Source organism: Bacillus sp. JJ1503 (assembly GCF_036965125.1).
In the GTDB taxonomy this organism is placed as follows: domain Bacteria; phylum Bacillota; class Bacilli; order Bacillales; family Cytobacillaceae; genus Cytobacillus.
The window spans coordinates 1-19281 of the sequence record NZ_JBALOZ010000216.1; the positions used below are offsets into that span (position 1 = coordinate 1).

A 19281-nucleotide genomic window follows, 5' to 3' on the forward strand; every position below is an offset into this window, starting at 1 on the left:
ATATATGCTTAGACTACTTGATTTAAATTAATCACTGATTATTAAAGACTGTAAGAAGAAACCCTCTTCTTACAGTCTTTTTTATTTTTAAAAAATAAATAGTATTGATGCTCCTCTTTACCTTGTCCATAAAATGCGTAACTACTAGTCTATGGATGAAAGAAGGAATATATATGTTGGAAATGAAATTAAATGGTGTTAAAAAATTTATGGAAGCTACATTAGTGGTGAAAAATGTCACCTTTGAAGCCTATGAAGGGGAGAAGATTGGAATCATCGGTGCAAATGGAAGCGGAAAGAGCACCATTCTTAAAATAATTGCGGGAATCGAGCCGATGAATTACTATCCTGGCTACCCGCAAACCTCTAGTCCTAGTTATGATGAAGGCCTGATACATTTGCCGAAAGGAACAACTAGGGCTTATCTCGACCAATCGCCTGTGTTTCCTGAGAGGTTAAAAGTAATCGATGTTCTAAACCTGGCATTTGAGGAGATAGACTATATCGAGAATCAAATGCGCGAATTGGAAGAGCAAATGAAGACTCTTGAAGAAGCTGCTTTGGAAAAAGCTTTAAATAAATACAGTGATTTCGTCCACTTATTTGAAATTAAGGGCGGATACGAACGGGAAGAAAAACTAAGCAAGGTTTGTACTGGTCTCCAATTTGATGAAAGCTTTTTGAACAAGGATTTTGATTTATTAAGCGGAGGAGAAAAAACGACCGTTGTACTTGGAAAGCTCCTAATTCACAATCCTGATATATTGCTGCTGGATGAGCCTACGAATCATTTGGATATGGAATCCATTGAATGGCTCGAGGGCTACCTTAAAACCTATAAGGGAATAGTTTTGATTGTATCCCATGACCGATATTTTATGGATAATGTAGTTACTAAAATCGTGGAAATAGAGGATATGGAATCAATTTGCTACAAGGGTAACTATTCCTCTTTTGTTAGTCAAAAAGAAGAGAATATGCGGATTCAATACGAGCATTTTAGGGAGCAACAGAAAAAGATTAATAATATGGAAAAGACCGTTATGAGCCTAAGGGATTGGGCTATGAGGGCTGATAATAGTAAGTTCTTTAGAAGAGCTGCCAGTATACAGAAGAAGCTCGATAAAATGGAGCGAATCGATAAGCCTATTTTTGAAAGGCGGAATATGAAACTGGATTTAAAAGCGGCTGAACGGTCAGGAACTGAAACGATCAAGGCGATCGGGCTTTCTAAAAGCTATAAAGATAAATTTATTTTTAAGGACGCAAATTTACTAATTACTTTTGGTGAAAGAGTGGGTCTGATCGGTTCTAATGGCAGCGGGAAAACCACCTTTCTGAAGATGCTTTTAGGTGAAGAACAGCCAGATGATGGGGTTGTTGAATTAGGTGCTAATGTGATGACTGCCTATTTGCCGCAGCAAATTATTTTTAATAATGAAGAGCAGACAGTGCTGGAAGCTTTTAGAGAGGATATTTCGATTGTGGAGGGAAAAGCAAGGGAATATCTTTCAAAATACATGTTTTATAAAAGCAGTGTCTTCAAAAAAGTAAAACATTTATCAGGCGGAGAAAGAATTAGATTAAAGCTAGCTATACTGTTATATAAAGATATTAATTTATTAATCCTGGATGAACCAACAAACCATCTTGATATTGATTCCATTGAAACTCTTGAGGAAGCTCTGGAGGACTTTAAAGGAACGATATTCTTTATATCTCATGATAGATATTTCATCAATAAAATCGGTCAAAGAGTAATTGCAATAGAAAATCACACCTTAAAAAGCTATCTTGGGAATTACGATTATTTTAAAAGTGAAAAGGAAAAGGTAAGTCTACAAGATTTGAATAAGCCGATTGTAAAAACCGAAAAAGTAAAAAATCAAAGAAACAATTCTGAGGATTCAAAGAAAGAAGCAGCAAAGGAAAAGGCTCTGGCCAGGATTGAAAGCCTGGAACAGGAAATCAGTGAGATAGATATAGCGATGTCTGCTGACCAAATGGATTATGAGGAGCTAAATAAACTGTATGGCAGGAAACTTAAGTTAAGCAAAGAATTGGAGTCGGTTATGGAATTGTGGTTAAGTTTTTGACTAGGCATAGGTTGAATATGTAATCGAAGATGGTTTTTATTCTTTATTAGATTCCCCACTAATACTAGAGAAAAGTAGGTACCTTAATGAGTATTACTTTAGCATTATTGGCAGCTTTATTTGCTTCACTCACAGCTATATTGGCGAAAATTGGCATTGAAAAGGTGAATTCTAATTTAGCAACGGCGATTCGGACAATTGTTGTTTTAGTAATGGCTTTTGTGACCGTGATCGTAACAGGCAAGCTTGATACAATCTCTCAGATTTCTGGCAGTGCATTGTGGTTTATATTATTATCAGGTTTTGCAACAGGATTTTCGTGGTTATTTTTCTTTAAAGCACTGGCAATTGGCGATGTTTCCAAGGTCGTCCCCATTGATAAATCAAGTGTAGTCTTAACGATTGCTATCTCTATCCTTTTCTTAGGAGAGCCGGCAGAGCCCCTTGTCATCACTGGAGGAGCGATAATCGCCATTGGAACCTTCATATTAATTGGGAAAAGTGATGAGAAGAAACGATTTACTGGCTCACAAATATATATTGTATATGCCATTTTGGCAGCAGTATTTGCGGCATTAACCTCTATATTAGCAAAAATAGGGATGGAAAATGTGGATTCTAATGTAGCTACCTTTTTACGAACAATCGTGATTTTATTGTTCGCTTGGGCCATCGTATTTTTTCAAGGAACTCATAAGAAAATGAAGGAAATTACAAAAAAGGGGTATCTTTTTTTGATTTTGTCTGGAGTTGCAACTGGTTTATCCTGGTTATGTTATTTTGCAGCATTAGCCATTGGGAAGGTTTCAGTTGTTGCCCCTATTGATAAATTTAGCGTTGTGATTACCATGATCTTAAGCTTCATTCTATTAAAAGAAACAATGACTAAACACACGATTATAGGTGGTATTGTCATTACTGCAGGAACTGTTTTGCTTATTTTGTAGTCAAGGGACTTTTTTAGAAGAATATGGTCACAAGAGCTGTTTAAAGAGTCCTCCTATTTTTTATCTAGAAAAACATTATATGGAAAAAGTAGTAAGCATATTAAAATGTAATATTTTGCGAACCGAAATAATTCAAGAAGTGAATAGTACAATAACTATAACCTACTTGTGGAGTGGTAAAAAACTGTAGGTTATTTTTTTATTTTCCAATAAAAAAAAGATTGTCTTATTTTCTAATATAATTTATACTTCGAATATGAATAATATTCAGAAATATAAAAAGGGGGTATTTTTGTGTTTGATCAAATTGTAAATACCATTAACGGATGGCTATGGAGTCCTGTATTGGTTGGTTTCATTGTTTTAACTGGTTTGTATTTTAGTTTTCGTACTAGATTCCTGCAGATCCGTCATTTTAAGGAAATGGTTAAACTCGTGGCCTCAGGGAAGGGTTCCGATGCGGGGGTTTCTCCGTTCCAGGCATTAGCGATGTCTTTATCAGGCCGTATCGGTGTAGGGAACGTCGCTGGAACCGCAACGGGTATTGCTTTTGGTGGACCAGGTGCTGTCTTTTGGATGTGGGTCATTACCTTTATCGGTGCAGCATCCGCTTATGTAGAGTCGACTCTTGCTCAAATGTATAAAGAAAAGCAAGATGGTGAGTATCGTGGGGGTCCTGCCTACTATATCGAAAAGGGACTTGGCTGGAAATGGTTTGCGGTGGTTTTCGCAGTGGCAACATTGCTTGCAATGGCTTTCTTAATGCCAGGTATACAGGCAAATGCAATTGCAGATAGCGTTCATAACGCTTTTGGTCTTGACAAAACAATCACAGGTCTAATCGTTGTCGCACTTGTTGGTTTTACTATTTTTGGCGGAGTAAAGCGTATTGCTAAAGTTGCAGAATGGGTCGTTCCTTTCATGGCAGCTGCTTATGTTTTAATTGCACTTATAATTATTGGATCTAATTTTGCAGATATTCCAGCAATATTTGGACTTATTTTTAAAAGCGCTTTCGGAGCTGAAGAAATGTTTGGCGGTATTATTGGTTCAGCTATTATGTGGGGAGTAAAACGCGGTCTATATGCGAATGAAGCTGGTCAGGGTACAGGTGCTCACCCAGCAGCAGCAGCAGAGGTTTCCCACCCAGTTAAGCAAGGTCTTGTGCAATCGTTTTCAATTTATTTAGACGTATTCTTAGTTGTTACAGCGACTGCATTTATGATTTTATTTACACAACAATACAATGTTATCGACGAAAAAACTGGAACAGTACTAACTGAAAACCTTCCAGGAGTTGAACCAGGAGCTGGTTACACTCAAGCGGCAGTTGATACGCTCATTCCTGGATACGGTGCAGGATTTGTTGCCATTGCTTTATTCTTCTTTGCCTTTACGACTATCTATGCTTATTACTATATTGCAGAGACAAACTTGGCCTATCTCGTACGGGGTAAATACAGGGGAATTGCTTTTATTGCACTAAAAATCATCCTTTTAGGAGCCATTTTCTTCGGATCCGTAAAAACTGCATCAACAGCATGGGCAATGGGAGATATCGGACTCGGAATTATGGTATGGCTAAACTTAATTGCGATTCTATTGTTATTTAAACCAGCGCTTATTGCTTTACAGGACTACGAAGAGCAACTTAAACAAGGAAAAGATCCAGAATTCAATTCATCTAAATATGGAATTAAGAATGCTGATTTTTGGGCAAATGGATACGAAAGTCCAGAACAGAGAAAGAAAAAGAACGTTTCTTAATGTGAAACTTTCATCCGCTAAAAACTCACGTTAAATAAAAAATTGAAGTCTATAACATTATAATAGAGGTGGGTTGTTTCATAAGGAGCTCAATAACCTTATGAGACAGCCCCTTTTTATATTTATTTTATACGAATTACGTATTTCAAGTGAAAGAACTAACATTTTTCGCTGGGACAATCGGTAATTCAAAGCAGTAATGAATCTCTTGATACCCTGAACACAATCTATAACTTGCTTGCGAATATTATCTCGGTATCTCGATCCTTCAGAGCACTCATGAAATCATTGGCAACGCTCTCCATCTCGGCTCCTTCATTAACAAATACTAGAATTATCCTTTCTCTATCAATCCAAACTGATAGGCACATCAAGGAAGATTTTCTCCCCCACTCACTCACAATATCGGACATTTCCCGTTGTTTTCTGTTTTCCATAGGAATCCGGAATATTTGGAATTATAACGCTCTTTGTTTCCCTTTTTTCTTAGGAATCTAAAAAAATTGGAAACATAGTGCTATTTGTTTCCTTTTTTTCACAGGAGTCTGAATAAATTTGGAAACATTACGCTATATGTTTCCCTTTTTTCTTAGGAATCTAAAAAATTTGGAACATTACGCTATTCGTTTCCTTTTTCCCACAGAAATCTGGAATATTTGGAAACATCACGCTATTTGTTTGGGAATAGAAACAGCATCATGAAAGCTTCAATATCTATAAGCTTCGGCTTTGATTCATATATGTATTCTCCAGCTGAATTAAAATTGGTTTCTTTCTATTAGGTCAATTAAACCCAAAACCAATATATCACATATTGATTTATTAGTCTATATTATTTCCAGTTTATTTTATTTACTCAAATATTTATTTTACAAACAGAAAAAATCGCAAACGCGACTTTAACGCGACCTAAATGATGATTTTACGTATCATAGTAAATTAAGCATTTAACCAAAATATTTATTTGAGTAGGATGAGGTGATTAACCTCCGACCTCTCACAACACTGTACGTACGGTTCCCCATACGACGGTTCTATTAAGATATCTAGCGCAAGGCTTCATAACGAGATTGTGGACTTTTAAGCCCTCGATTAATTCAATAAGAGTTATCGAGGGTTTTGTGTAATACTGGACTGTTTGAAATACGCCAATAGCCTTATCGACTATTTCCCATTCATAGGCTTTCCAATCTGGAACGCCTAATCTAATAAGGTTCCGTATCTTTGTCTTTGGTTTCTTTCAGTCTTCCATAAGCCAGTTCGGGACTTTCACCCTAGAGATTACACCCATGCCGGGCGCACTAAAAAAAGCGAAGAGGATTCCCTCTTCGCTTTTTTAAATCAGTTCTTTAGAGCTTAAAACTATACCATCTTCATCCGCATAAATGTAATCGCCGGGATTCCAATCAATCCCTCCAAATGTAACAATAATATTTATTTCTCCCTTCCCATCCTTTTTGCTCCTCAATGGGTTACTTCCAAGCGCGAGAATTCCTATATCCAATTTGGCCAGCTCTGCTGCATCTCTAACACATCCATTAATAATGATACCTGCAAGCTTCCGGGTGACAGCAATTTCACCTAACATATCCCCAACCAACGCACATCTTTTCGAACCGCCTCCGTCCACTACAAGGACATTTCCTTCTGGTATTGTTTCTAATGATTGTCTCACTAACACATTATCTTCAAATACTCTCACTGTTGAAATTGGACCATAGAACTGCTTCTTTTTTCCGAACGAGCGGAATTCTTGCTGGCATACTTCCAATTCCTTTCCGTATTTATCACAAAGATCGGCTGTTTTCTTCATCATCCTTCAACCTCCTAAGCTATTTTTGTTTCTCATCTTCTATTTATTTCATTATAAATAATGATAATCCCTTTATTATCGGAAAAATATGTGTTTACCGAGCATATATCTTAAATGAGTCACCTTTTTTCAATAGTAATACCAGAATAAATGATTCTAGCCTTACAAGGATCGCAAAAAAAGGAGGCATTATGATGATATTAATGATTGTGACAACACTCGGTTTTGTCATTTCCTTAGGTATTGTTGGAATCATTCTGCATTATTTTACGAATAAAGCACTGAATCTGGAAGACGCAAAGACGATAGATCCTATACCAAACGATGAAGCGACTGAAAGCGGAGAATAAAAAAGTGATGACCTTTGATTTATTTCGAATGAATGAGCTGGCTATTTTATCATAGCCGGCTTTTATTCGCTTAATAATATCTTATCGTTATTACTCCTACAGCTTGTATACAAATGACACCTATTGGAAAAATTATGGATGAAGAAACCTATAGGAGGAAAGGTATGTCATCTAATAATAAAATGCCCCAATTTCCTGAGTCTTATTGGAGAGAAGCTCCCCTTCCGTCATTCGGAAAGCTCACTGAACATACTTCTGTTGATATTGCCATTGTTGGAGGCGGGATTACCGGAATTACAGCTGGTTCCCTTCTTGTGAAAGAGGGGTTAAAGGTAGCTATCTTGGAGGCTGGAAACATTCTAACTGGAACAACTGGCCATACTACGGCAAAGCTTACCGCCCAGCATGGATTAATTTACGATGAATTTATTAATCACTTTGGTCTGGAAAAGGCAAAGCTTTATTACGAAGCGGAAATGGGTGCGATTGATTTTGTTCGCAGCCAAGTACAAGATAAACAGATTGATTGCGACTTTAGTGATCAGCGTGCCATTATGTATGCAACTTCAGATCAGTATGAGAAGAAACTTCAAACGGAAATGGAAGCATACGAAAAGCTAGGGATTAATGGCAAGCTAGAGGATACTATTCCTTTTAATATTAATACAAAAGCAGCCCTTGTGATGAATAACCAGGCACAATTCCACCCATTAAAGTATTTAAATACTTTACTTCAGGATTTTCTCGATGCTGGCGGCATTGTTTATGAAAATACAACTGCTGTGGACATTGGGGAAAATGACCATCCTGTAGTGATTACAAGAGATGGACACCGTGTAAAATGTAAACAAGTAATTGTTGCCTCTCACTACCCATTTGTAGACATAATGGGATTTTATTTTGCAAGAATGCATGCCGACCGGTCCTATATACTAGGAATCAAAACAAACACAGATTTCCTAGAAGGTATGTATATAAGCGCTGATGAACCAACCCGTTCGCTCAGATATACGCCATATAATGGGGATAAATTAATCCTTGTTGGAGGCGAGAGCCATAAAACAGGGCAGGGTATTAATACAATGAAGCATTATGAAGCACTTGAAAGCTTCGCAGAAGAGGTTTTTGGGATTACCGAATTCCCTTACCGCTGGTCAGCGCAGGATTTGGTTACATTGGACAAACTCCCTTATATAGGTAGAATTACGGCCACTAAACCAAATATTCTCGTTGCTACTGGTTTCCGAAAATGGGGAATGACGAATGGAACAGCGGCAGCTATGCTTCTAAAGGATATTATTATTGGAAAGGAAAATCCTTATGAAGAGCTTTTCTCTCCTTCTCGATTCCAGGCAGATCCAAGTCTTAAAAAGGTTATTTCTATAAATACAGATGTTGCTGGTCATCTCATTAAAGGAAAGCTTGCCGTTTCGCCAAAAGAGCTCGATGATATCGAGAAGGATGAAGGCGCTGTAGTAATGATTAAAGGAGAAAGAGCTGGAGCATATCGGGACAAAGAAGGAAACATTCATCTCGTTAATACAACCTGCACACATATGGGCTGTGAAACAGAGTGGAATGAGGGAGATAGGACATGGGACTGTCCATGCCATGGATCAAGGTACACGTATGATGGAGAAGTACTAAACGGACCAACCAAATTACCTCTTAAGAAAATCGATTTACAGTAGAAATAGAAAAAATCCTCTTCATGAAAAATATGAGAGGATTTTTTCTATTTTCTTTAAGACTTTGCAAGTGTATTTTATTGGCAGTCAAACCAGCCTTATGCATACCTGCTCACTCTTGTTTTCGTCCCGAATAAAACCTTTTCGCACGTAGGCTGGTAATCAACAATAATCGCTAACATAGCCTACTTTTTAAAATTATAACTGCCCCTTATTACTCTTGTCGGCGGCTTTTTTGCGGATTATCATGGCCTGTTGTAAACTCGACTAACTCTGAGCTCGTCCGATTGCCTTTTTTCGCATTCTTATTGCGTTCCGCATTTGCATTACCCTGTTTTTTTCTGCCCATAGCTTCCTCGACTCCTTTTTACTATTTCAAAAAGTAGTATGGGCGAATATTGAAACTTTATTCTAATGATTATTTTCGTTCATCGAAATCGATTATTTTACCAGCACGCATTACTTTCTTTGAAGCTTGTATGCCAAGCTCCTTCGTAAATTTCCTAAGTTCTCTTTCATCTCTCTCTGTAACTAAGGAAATAACTGTTCCGCTCGCGCCAAATCTCCCAGTTCTTCCTGAACGGTGAACATATTGCTTCAAATCTTTTGGGAAATCGAAATGAACGACATGGGTGACATCTTTAATATCTAACCCTCTAGCCGCTACATCTGTCGCAAGCAGCAAATTCGTCTTTCCTGTCCGAAAATCCTTTAAGGCATTTTGCCGATCGATTTTATTTAAATCACTATGCAGAGTGCTTGTTAAAATATTTTTATAAGATAACTTCTCTGACATGACTGTTAAATTCCCTATATCCTTGACAAAGACAAGTGCTTTAATGGATTCCAGTCTTGAGATTTTTTCAAGCATCATGATTTTGTCTCTTTGTTCCGTAATAAAGTAAATATGATCAACATTGGCAGCGTTGATCGTTTCATCTTTTTCAACTCTGATGATTTCAGGATCTGCTGTTAATTCGCGTGCCAGCTTTTCTGTTCCCTGCGGCAAAGTGGCAGAAAATAATATCGTTTGACGATCACTTAAAGCGGACTTCACGATATTTCGGATCGTTTCTAAATGCTCAGGAACAAGCATTTGATCTCCCTCATCAAGCACGATCGTCTTAACTTCATGCATTTTTAGTTTTTTCTGTTTAATTAACTCCAGCATTCTCCCTGGTGTTCCCAAAGCTATATGAGGATGTTTTTTCAATTTCTCCAGCTGCCTCTTAACATTGGCGCCCCCAATAAAAGAGGCTGCCCGAATTCCGCTGCCCTCAGACCACTTTTGAATTTCTTCAAAAATTTGCATGACAAGTTCTTGGGAAGGAGCAAGAATCACGGCCTGAATGCTCTTTTGATCGCTTTCAATTTTCTCTAAAATCGGCAATAAGTAAGCCAGCGTCTTACCAGTCCCTGTCGGTGATTCAGCAATAAGATCCTTTCCGTCAAGTGCAGCAGGTATTGCCTTTGACTGGATCGTTGTAGGCTGTGAGAAATTCGACTTTTTCCAAACCTCTTGGATAAATGGTTTTAGTTCGCTAATTAAAGTTTGTGTCATAAAGGACTCCTTATATGTAAACATTCATTTTTTGAAAAGTATTTTCGCTACTGATACTAGCGTATCACGCAAAAGATGTCTAGTCTTTGTCAGCTTTTATGAGGAATAGTGAGACACCTGCCCGGTCATATTATTAATGAGGAGGTGAATCCTTTGTACCGTATAGTTTTCAGCATGTTATTTATAGGATTACTTGTTTATACCTCACCTATTCATGCCAGGGAACAAGGGGAGAAGATTGAAGTATATCATATAGATGAAGCAAAGGTTATAAAAGAAATCCCTTCTACTGCTACCATTCATTTAGAAGCAGAAAAATATCTATCTAATATTTCCGGTGTTTATAAAAAAATAAATCCAATTCCGAATAAGGGCTTTATTGTCAGGATTCCTCTTCGCCCTCCTCTTGAAGTTCAAAATCAATGGATTCACACTCTTGTAGACGAAATGAGTATTTTTTATCCAATTGGAGAAGACCCTTACATCATGATTTTTGATGATGAAAATAATGTTTACTTTTTTACAATAGATGGGAATATTTTAGACTTTAGTAAAATGACTAAAGAGTTAGGAATAACCCCTAAAAAAGGGTGAGACCTATCAATAATAGGTTTCACCTTCATTGCTCCTATGGTTTCACATGTACATCTTGCCCATCCCTCCTAATTTGCATATTCCTTCATATTTTTGGAATCTGATGTATACTATATTTAGGGAAACGAAATAAAAAAGGAAAGAAGTGTTAGAAAGGAATGAATCCTGATTCAAAGCGGAATTTATTCATAATGTGGTTCGCCAATTTCTTCGTGGCTGGCAGCATGACGATGGTTTTGCCATTTATCTCTCTGTACATTGAGACGTTTGGGAATTTTTCCTCGGCTTATGTACAGCATTGGTCTGGATGGACGTTTGCCATTACCTTTGTTGCGGCTTTTCTTTTCTCGCCAATCTGGGGAAGAATTGGTGATTTGTACGGGAGAAAGAAAATTCTCATTGTTTCAGGCTTAGGAATGGGCTTATCCATTTTCCTCATGGGATACGTCACTTCTGTCTGGCAGCTTTTTATGCTCAGGCTTTTTATGGGGATCTTTACAGGCTTTATTCCGATGTCGCAAGCATTTATTTCAACTCAAACCCCAAAGAATATTGCAGGAAAGGTAATGGGGACTTTACAGACCGGCAGTATTACAGGTTCGTTGATGGGTCCTATGCTTGGCGGTGCACTTGCAGATATATTCGGTTATGCTGATACATTTAAATGGACTTCGATTTTCATATTTATTTCCGCTCTGCTCGTATTATTAACGAAAGAAATCATTCTGCAGAATAAGGAAGATAAGAAAACAAGTTATTCTAGTAAAGAAGTCATTCTTCATATTATTCGCCACCCTGTTTTGTTAACCGTTTTGCTCATTTCAGCTCTTATTCAAATGGCTCACTTTAGCATCCAGCCCATTCTCTCTTTATATGTCAGTGAGCTTCATGGTACGGAAAACCTTGCATTTTTTGCCGGAATTGCTTTTTCTGCAGGTGGGCTGGGGAATTTGATGATGGCTAGAAGATGGGGAAGAATTGCCGACCGCTACGGCTATATCAAAATTCTAGTTATTTTGCTTTTTCTGGCTGGCCTTTTCTATCTGCCCGGAGGATTTGTCACGAATTATTGGCAGCTGGTGCTCATTCGATTTACTCTTGGCGTGACAATCGGAGGAATTATTCCCGTCCGGATTGCTTATATCCGGCAGGAGGCGCCCATCGCCATGCAGGGGGAAGTTCTTGGCTACAATACAAGTCTGCGCTTTTTCGGAAATATTATTGGTCCCGTAATGGGCGGACTTATTTCAGGATATTTTGGCTTTTCAGCTGTATTTATTACAACAAGTTTGCTCCTAATAGTGAGTGGATTTATTTTACTAATCGCTATGAACCGAAATTCTGAAATGGCTGGAGTAAGCTTGAGTAAAAAAAGAATGCCCTCTTAATCAGTTGGGCATTCTTTGCTTTATTTTACCTCCAAAACAATGCTAGCATAATACTTATTTCCGATATGGGCATCAAGCCTCCATACTCCAGAAGATGGAAAGGTCATCTTTACATGCTGTGAGGCTTGTGCTTTTAGTACATCCTTTAAATCTTCATTTTGCGGAAGGGGAATTTCCCAATTATTTGCCCGAACCATCTCAATCCTCTTACCTGTATCCTTTTGAGTGGCAGTTATTGTAAGAGATTCTCCTGGATTCTCCTTTAAATCCTCTCCCCAAAAAAACCATCTTATTTTGTAAGCTTTACCAGCCTTTATGTCTTCTGAATCCATATAAACTGCCTTCCCTTTTAAGCCTCTTAACATAGATTGATGTCCTCCATCAGATGGTGCAGGAAAGGTTGGAGTTATATTCCAGTTCCTTGTGTTATCTGGGTGCAGGAGGAAGGTTTCCTTTTTCCCATCCCATTCCACTATCACTTCAACCGTTTCATTTTCCTGCATCATTGCACCGCTATTTGGCCCTGAATGATTGGAGAATGACTTCTTATCCATTTCGTCCAATGATCTGCCGCTTCCACCTGCGGTTGTTTGAAAGCTATAGGATAAAGGTTTTCCCTTTATTTCTGCAAATTCGCCTTTATACTCGATATAAAAAAATTCTTCCGATTCACTTTCATAACCAATACGTCCATTCTCTTTTTTTGAAAATACACCTTTTCCAAAAAATTCATGTGTCGCTATCCAATGCTCGCTTTCCCCAGAATATAGGTAATCATGAATAACGATATTCTCGTCTTTGTCTTTTTTCTCTGCAGCGTTTTCAGTGGACAGGAGTGTTTTATCACTTGTTAAAAAATAAATGGCTCCGACAGTAAGGACTATACAAACTGCCCCGCTTAATAAATACTTTATTGGAAGAGTAAAGGATTTTTTCTTTTTCGGCAAATTCGAAAGGGTATGATAGACTCGATCTTTTACTGCAAGAGGTGTTTCAAACTCCTCTTCTTTTATTATCTTTTTGATGCTCGTGTCAAATTTTGAGTGGTCCATCTTCATCTCTCCCTTCATCATTCACCTGATTAAGATAGTTTGCGAGCATCGCCCGTGCGCGGTTTAATCTTGATTTTACTGTGCCTTCCCTAATATTAAGAACTTGTGCTATATCCTTTATGGAACAATCTTCAAAATAAAATAACACGACAACTGTTCGGTAATTTTCATTTAACTTTGATATAGCTGCTCTTAATTCATCAAATTCATTTTCAGCTTTTTGAGGCTCAGCCAAGTTTTCCATATTATTATACGAGAGGCTTTTCTGCTTTTTCTTTAACATATCGTTGCATTCATTTATTAAAATCCGAATTAGCCATGTTTTGAAATAGGCTGGATTTTTCAGCTTAGAAATAGAATGATAACTTTTCAAAATCGTTTCCTGTATTGCATCTGCACAATCCAATTCTTCTTTCAGAATCCCCTTCGCTACCCGATAAAGGGAAGATTCACAATTTCGTATTAATCGTATAAAAGCCTCCTGATTCCCGCTCTGGGCAAGAAGAACATCATTTTCCGAAAGCACCATCATCCCCCCTTGTGCTCATTAGACCTCAATTGGTGCAGAAAGGTTCCAAAAAATTAATAAATCGGTGGATATTTGTATGTTATTTGAATTTCAATTATAAAGGGAGTTTTTGATAGAAGAGTAGTTGCACTTTACTAACTTTAGTCTGTGCTCCAGGCAGAACATTAGCTTTCATATCCTTACAAAGGAGGTTAAAGGACACAAATGCTCCAAATCTCAATTCCATGTCCTTTAAAAGGGGTTTAAAGGACATAAAAACTGGCAAATTCCAACCCCATGTCCTATAAAAGGAGGTTAAAGGACACAATAGCTGACCAATCCCAATTCCATGTCCTTTACAATAAGTTAAAATGAATCAAAAGTTGGCAAATCTAACTTCTATGGGATCCGGGTAAAACAGTATCCATGAGAGGTCATGACAGCGTTCCAAAATTGGCAACTGCATCGAGTCAGCTTCCCTGAGCCAGTTTGTGTTAAATTTTTTTAAGAAAAAACACTTGAACAGCCCTCCATATTTTACGGGAGGGCTGCAGTTTATTTTAAATCAAATTCATATAATGAGGACTTTCATGTATGTTTATTCCTATTTATTCATTCTCATGAAGTTAAATTTTACCTCGTAATTATAATCGGCTCGCCTTTTGTAACGACAATTGTATGCTCACATTGTGCCACCAGGCTCTTGTCCGGTGTCACGAATGTCCAGCCGTCACTAAGCTCCATTACCTCTTCCGCTCCCATTGAAATAAATGGTTCAAATGCGATGACCATTCCGTCTTTAAGCAATTGGGTATCCCAAGGCTCAAAATAGTTTAAAATATGATCTGGCTTCTCATGGAGAGATCTTCCAATTCCATGACCAGTTAGATTTTTTATAACGGTATAACCATTCTGATTGGCTACTCTGTTGACTGTTTTTCCAATCATGCTTAGCCTTGAGCCTGCTTTTATCTTTTTCAACCCTTCTTCAAATGCCTTCTGTGCTGTTTCACAAAGGTGGAGAAGCTTTTCATTTGAATCCCCAACCACAATCGATAATCCAGTATCTGCGAAAAATCCGTTTTTGGATCCAGAAACATCAATATTGACAAGGTCCCCATCGGTAATGATTCGATTTCCCGGGATGCCGTGTGCCACTTCCTCATTTACACTGATGCAAGTAAAACCCGGAAAGTCATATTCTCCTTTTGGACCAGATACCGCACCGTATTTTTCAAAAAGCTCCCCTGCATAATCATCCAGTTCTTTCGTTGTTACGCCAGGCTTCGTCCGTGCAATCAATTCATCGCGGATGACCGCAACAATTTTTCCAATTTCTATTAAAGCCGCTAATTCTTCATCATTTTTGACAATCATATGATTCCTGTCCCTTCAATAATTGGTTTTCTTCTTTATATTATATTCTATTTTTCGAATAACGTAAAAACACCCCAAAAAGATGGAGGTGTTTTAAAAAAGATTAGCTTATTTTAAAACCAATTTTACCAAATTGATTGGCTTGTTCCATCCTGTTAAACGCTTGTTCAAATTGATCAAGGGTAAAAACTTTATCCATAACCGGCCGAATCTGGTGACTCTCTACAAATTGCAGCATTTCTTTATATTCTTCTGCACTCCCTAATGTGGATCCAAGAAGATTTTGCTGAGCATAGAAAAAGGTCCGGAGATTAATATTGACTTCATCTCCCGCTGACGCTCCAAATGTCACAATGGTTCCGCCTGTACGAAGAATCTCTAGTGACTTATTAAAGGTAGCGGCACCGACAGATTCAATCACAAGGTCCATCTTCAGCCCTTCCAATGCTGTATTCCAATCTTCATGACTATCAATAGCTCTGTAGGCTCCAATCTCTAACGCCTTCTCACATTTCTCCTTCGAACGTGAGCTTACATATACTTCAGCCCCAGCAGCTTTCGCAAATTGCACTAAAAATGTTGCAACCCCGCTGCCAACTCCCGGGATAAATACCTTCATTCCCGGCTGGACTTTTCCTCTTGTAAACAAGGCCCGATAAGCAGTCAGTCCTGCTAATGACAGTACACCTGCTTCTTCCCAAGTTAAATATTCTGGTTTTTGCTCCACATTTTCCTCTGGTAAAATAATATATTCACCAAAGGTGCCATGGAAAGGAAGACCGACAATTTCAAAGCCGGCCGGTGGTGCATCACTCTTTTCCCTCCAGCCAAGGCCAGGATTTATCATAACCTCATCCCCAACTTGTACAAGAGTCACTCCTTCTCCAACTGCCTCCACGATTCCAGCCCCATCAGAACCAATGACTAAAGGAGGCTCTGTAGACTTGTGGCGCTCAAGAACAAATAGGTCACGATGATTTAATCCTGCTGTTTTAAGCTTTACCTTAATTTCTCCCGCCTTTGGCTCCATTTCCGCTATTTCTCCATATGTAAGTCCCTCTAAACCAGTCTTTTCCGCATGAATTACTGCCTTCATCACGATCACTCCAATATCTAAATGTCTTTATAACCTTTATATTACTTGTAATTAGATTGAATTTGAAATATTTCAACTTTTTTAATCACTTTTTACTTCGGCTTTATGGATGGTTGGTGTTTTTTATAGGATTGAAACAAAACCCTTACATTGAACAACTCTATGTTAGCGTTTTACTCGGTACTGCAACAAAACCCTTACATTGAACAACTCTATGTTAGTGTTTTTTCCCTGATACAACAAAATGCTTACATTTATTAATTGGTTTAATTAACCAATTTTGTTAAACTAATTTAAAATGAATCTACGGAGGTTATCAATTGGGCTGGTCTGAATTTGAACAAGTAAAAAGGGAATACACCGATTTTTATAAAAAAATTGACGAAGAAATTATTAGACTTTTATGTGAAAGAAAAGCTGCTGCAAAAGGAAAGCGTTATTCTCCTCCTGCTGAAATATTGGAGGAGTGGTCACAAAAATATAAGATGAAGGTTTCAGAGATCGGCTGGCTTATGCATGAATTAAATGATGGAAGCGGGCCATTTTACATGCCAGAGGGGCCCGGTGAGCTATTAGGTGTTATTCAAATTATGAAAAAATCAACTGTCGGAGATTTTGAATATATTTTAACTCATGCGATGCAGCATGAGAACGGAAGCATCGTGACGTTAGAAATCAATTATAAAAATAAAGAAAACGAAAACATAGGACATATTATTCCACATTTAATGCTTGAGGTAACAGACACTATCGACTATAAGGTAGCAAAAAAGGGATCTCGCGGCGGCGGCGGGAATACACAAATGAGCTTTCTCATCTCCCCTCCTCTGCCATCTGATCTTAATGAGATCCATTTTGCATTAATTCCATATGCTCCACCTATGGAGTTCCCTCCAAAAGAAGTCGTGCTTGATCAGGAAGTTATTTTCCGAAAAAGCTGACCAAATTAACCATTCTACAAAACCCTTTCAAAACAGACAAATTGTGCATGTTTATTTTCTTGTTATGGTCATATATTTGTACAAAGCCCGAATCAGTTTTTTCGTGGAACTTAAGGAACGACTAAACAAGAACAGCTCAGTTGGGAGGGTTTTGAATGCTCATAAAAAGAAGAAGGAGATGGACTGTTAAAAAGGGGCCGCTTCCCTTTAAATATGTTTTTCTGATTACGTTTGTTATTTTTATCCTAATAACCATTTTCAGTGTTATTATCATAAACAAAAAGCTTGAGCCAACATTAATAGGGATTACCGAAACGAGAGCCCGCCAATTCGCAGTTCAGGCAATAAATGATGCGATTGCAAAAAAGGCTACAGAAAGCATTGATATTAATGAATTAATCGTGAAGCATGAAAATGCGGGTGAAGCCAGCTACAGTTTTAACCCCCAGTACAATAAAGTCATTTCGGAATTAACGATTAGAGTACAGGAATATTTAGATTTGGTTGAAGCTGGAGATTTAGATCAGCTGGAAAATTTCAAGAATGATATTAATATTGATAAAGAAAAAACAAAAAGCTCGAAAGGCATTGTTTATCATATCCCATTAGGTATGGCCACACAGATGACGTTACTTTCCAATCTTGGACCAGAAATCCCCGTCAGGCTAGAAATCCTTGGAGATGTCACTTCAGATTTAGAAACAAAGATTGTGGAAACAGGCATTAATAATACGTATCTCGAAGTCTATATAAATGTAAGAGTGCATATGAACGTCATTATCCCTTTAATCGAAGAACCGATTGAGGTGTCCAACCAGATCAAAATCGGCGACTGGTTTCATCCTGGTAAAGTGCCTCAATATTATAATGGTGGTGGAACTGGCAGTCCTAATCCAGTCATCATACCGCCGGCAAATAATTAATGGTACTTTTCATTTCATAGAAACTTCAAAATCAATTATTATAATATTAAGACAATCAAGAAGATGCAGAAGCAGATCTACTTAGGAGGTTTAAAAATATGAAAATATTAGTCGTAGGAGCAGGTGCAGTTGGCGGTTATTTTGGCGGACGCCTTGTTGAAAAAGGGGAGGATGTTACATTTCTTGTTAGAGAGAAAAGAAAACAGCAGCTTGACCGTGATGGATTGATGATCGAGAGTATTCATGGGGATCTGAGTCTAAAACCTAAAACATTATTATCAGGAGAAAAGGCTGAACCGTTCGATGTCATTATCCTTTCAACGAAGGCTTATCATTTGGATGGCGGCATTGAAAGTATCCAGCCTTATGCCGGAGATCAAACAATGGTCCTCCCATTGCTTAATGGGATTGCCCATATTGAAAAGCTTGTTGAGGTGTTCGGGGAGGATCGGGTTATTGGAGGTTTATGCTTTATTGAAACTACCCTTGACAACTCCGGAAAAGTTTTGCAAAAAAGTCAAGCCCATGACCTTGTATTCGGGGAAAGAAATGGCGAGAAAACAGAACGTATTTTGAGGCTTCAGGATGCCTTATCCGGAACTCAAGCAAACTTTCGATTATCCGAAAACATTATGCAGGATATGTGGCATAAATATTTATTTATTACAACTGCTTCAGGAGTTACTTCATTATTCCGTTCGCCTAGCGGACCCATTTGCGAACAGGAGCTTGGTCTTAACACAATCGAAAAGGTTCTTAAGGAGACAGTCAGCATCATGAGAGCCATTGACGCACCTGTCGCTGAGAAGATTGAAGAAGTTCAGTTATCTCAAATGCAGAAACTTGGCTATGAATTTAGGTCATCCTTACAAAGAGATATGGAAAAGGGGCTGCCAATTGAAGCAGATCATTTTTTCGGTTACTTATTAAAACGTGCACAAGCCACCAATATTCAAGCACCAACATTAGAAATCATTTATGCAAATCTGAAAATCTATGAATCTAGCATTTAGTAAGGTAATGCCGCCCTTTGGAGGGTGGCATCTTTTCGTTTATATAATAACTGCTTGGACTTTTCGAGCGCCTTTTCCACTCTAAATGTCCATCCGGCTTCTCTGCTTGGACTTTTCAAGAGCCTCTTTCACTCTAAATGTCCGTCCTGCATTTCTGCTTGGACTTT

Annotated in this window: 17 protein-coding genes and 1 pseudogene; 10 read left to right on the forward strand and 8 right to left on the reverse strand. The window is 38.1% G+C overall.

Annotated features, from left to right (window positions below; genetic code table 11):
* Positions 1-173 precede the first annotated feature (173 nt).
* The 3 genes from abc-f to V7149_RS16300 all read left to right on the forward strand — a co-directional run bounded on the left by abc-f (position 174) and on the right by V7149_RS16300 (position 4810).
* The gene (abc-f, locus tag V7149_RS16290) at positions 174-2096 is read left to right on the forward strand and encodes a ribosomal protection-like ABC-F family protein (protein WP_335346659.1); all 1923 of its coding nucleotides are present in this window, start codon (positions 174-176) and stop codon (positions 2094-2096) included.
* Positions 2097-2182: 86 nt separating this feature from the next.
* Positions 2183-3043, forward strand: a complete 861-nt coding sequence (locus tag V7149_RS16295; RefSeq protein WP_335346660.1) for an EamA family transporter — start codon at positions 2183-2185, stop codon at positions 3041-3043.
* Between the two features lie 294 nt (positions 3044-3337).
* A complete protein-coding gene (locus V7149_RS16300; RefSeq protein WP_335346661.1) occupies positions 3338-4810 on the forward strand; it encodes an alanine/glycine:cation symporter family protein in 1473 nt (490 codons plus the stop codon).
* A gap of 1097 nt (positions 4811-5907) precedes the next feature.
* Here the strand turns inward: V7149_RS16300 and V7149_RS26560 are convergent.
* Positions 5908-6050 (reverse strand): annotated as a pseudogene (locus V7149_RS26560) (group II intron reverse transcriptase/maturase); the annotation flags it as partial.
* 96 nt (positions 6051-6146) lie between these two features.
* Positions 6147-6626, reverse strand: coding sequence for a ribonuclease E activity regulator RraA (rraA, locus tag V7149_RS16305; RefSeq protein WP_335346662.1), 480 nt, complete (start codon positions 6624-6626; stop codon positions 6147-6149).
* A 188-nt stretch (positions 6627-6814) separates the two neighbouring features.
* On the opposite strand from rraA, the gene V7149_RS16310 reads away from it, so the two are divergent.
* Both V7149_RS16310 and V7149_RS16315 read left to right on the forward strand, forming a co-directional pair.
* Entirely contained in the window at positions 6815-6973 is a 159-nt protein-coding gene (locus V7149_RS16310) for a hypothetical protein (protein ID WP_335346663.1), read from the forward strand.
* A gap of 164 nt (positions 6974-7137) precedes the next feature.
* On the forward strand, positions 7138-8664 hold the full coding sequence (locus V7149_RS16315; RefSeq protein ID WP_335346664.1) for an FAD-dependent oxidoreductase: 1527 nt from the start codon (positions 7138-7140) through the stop codon (positions 8662-8664).
* A gap of 211 nt (positions 8665-8875) precedes the next feature.
* On the opposite strand, the gene V7149_RS16320 is transcribed toward V7149_RS16315, so the two are convergent.
* Both V7149_RS16320 and V7149_RS16325 read right to left on the reverse strand, forming a co-directional pair.
* Entirely contained in the window at positions 8876-9010 is a 135-nt protein-coding gene (locus tag V7149_RS16320) for a hypothetical protein (RefSeq protein WP_335346665.1), read from the reverse strand.
* Between the two features lie 69 nt (positions 9011-9079).
* Positions 9080-10222, reverse strand: coding sequence for a DEAD/DEAH box helicase (locus tag V7149_RS16325; protein ID WP_335346666.1), 1143 nt, complete (start codon positions 10220-10222; stop codon positions 9080-9082).
* 153 nt (positions 10223-10375) lie between these two features.
* Here V7149_RS16325 and V7149_RS16330 point away from each other — a divergent pair, with 153 nt between their 5' ends.
* Positions 10376-10816, forward strand: coding sequence for a hypothetical protein (locus V7149_RS16330; RefSeq protein ID WP_335346667.1), 441 nt, complete (start codon positions 10376-10378; stop codon positions 10814-10816).
* Positions 10817-10974: 158 nt separating this feature from the next.
* On the forward strand, positions 10975-12204 hold the full coding sequence (locus V7149_RS16335) for an MFS transporter (protein ID WP_335346668.1): 1230 nt from the start codon (positions 10975-10977) through the stop codon (positions 12202-12204).
* Positions 12205-12224: 20 nt separating this feature from the next.
* Here the strand turns inward: V7149_RS16335 and V7149_RS16340 are convergent, their stop codons facing one another.
* From V7149_RS16340 to V7149_RS16355, 4 genes are all read right to left on the reverse strand, one after another.
* Complete coding sequence (locus V7149_RS16340; protein ID WP_335346669.1) at positions 12225-13256, reverse strand: hypothetical protein; 1032 nt, start codon at positions 13254-13256, stop codon at positions 12225-12227.
* Positions 13237-13788 carry a sigma-70 family RNA polymerase sigma factor gene (locus V7149_RS16345; RefSeq protein WP_335346670.1) on the reverse strand — a complete coding sequence of 184 codons (552 nt, stop codon included), beginning with the start codon at positions 13786-13788 and terminating at the stop codon, positions 13237-13239. The genes V7149_RS16340 and V7149_RS16345 overlap by 20 nt, the downstream gene beginning before the upstream one ends.
* A 609-nt stretch (positions 13789-14397) precedes the next feature.
* Positions 14398-15141 carry a type I methionyl aminopeptidase gene (gene map, locus V7149_RS16350; protein ID WP_335346671.1) on the reverse strand — a complete coding sequence of 248 codons (744 nt, stop codon included), beginning with the start codon at positions 15139-15141 and terminating at the stop codon, positions 14398-14400.
* Between the two features lie 103 nt (positions 15142-15244).
* The gene (locus V7149_RS16355; protein WP_335346672.1) at positions 15245-16237 is read right to left on the reverse strand and encodes a zinc-binding dehydrogenase; all 993 of its coding nucleotides are present in this window, start codon (positions 16235-16237) and stop codon (positions 15245-15247) included.
* Positions 16238-16557: 320 nt separating this feature from the next.
* Here V7149_RS16355 and V7149_RS16360 point away from each other — a divergent pair, with 320 nt between their 5' ends.
* The 3 genes from V7149_RS16360 to V7149_RS16370 all read left to right on the forward strand — a co-directional run bounded on the left by V7149_RS16360 (position 16558) and on the right by V7149_RS16370 (position 19114).
* Positions 16558-17178 (forward strand): hypothetical protein, encoded by a 621-nt coding sequence (locus V7149_RS16360; RefSeq protein ID WP_335346673.1) that lies wholly within the window; start codon positions 16558-16560, stop codon positions 17176-17178.
* Positions 17179-17333: 155 nt separating this feature from the next.
* A complete protein-coding gene (gene yunB, locus V7149_RS16365) occupies positions 17334-18101 on the forward strand; it encodes a sporulation protein YunB (protein ID WP_335346674.1) in 768 nt (255 codons plus the stop codon).
* A gap of 98 nt (positions 18102-18199) precedes the next feature.
* Positions 18200-19114 (forward strand): ketopantoate reductase family protein, encoded by a 915-nt coding sequence (locus V7149_RS16370; protein ID WP_335346675.1) that lies wholly within the window; start codon positions 18200-18202, stop codon positions 19112-19114.
* Positions 19115-19281 lie beyond the last annotated feature (167 nt).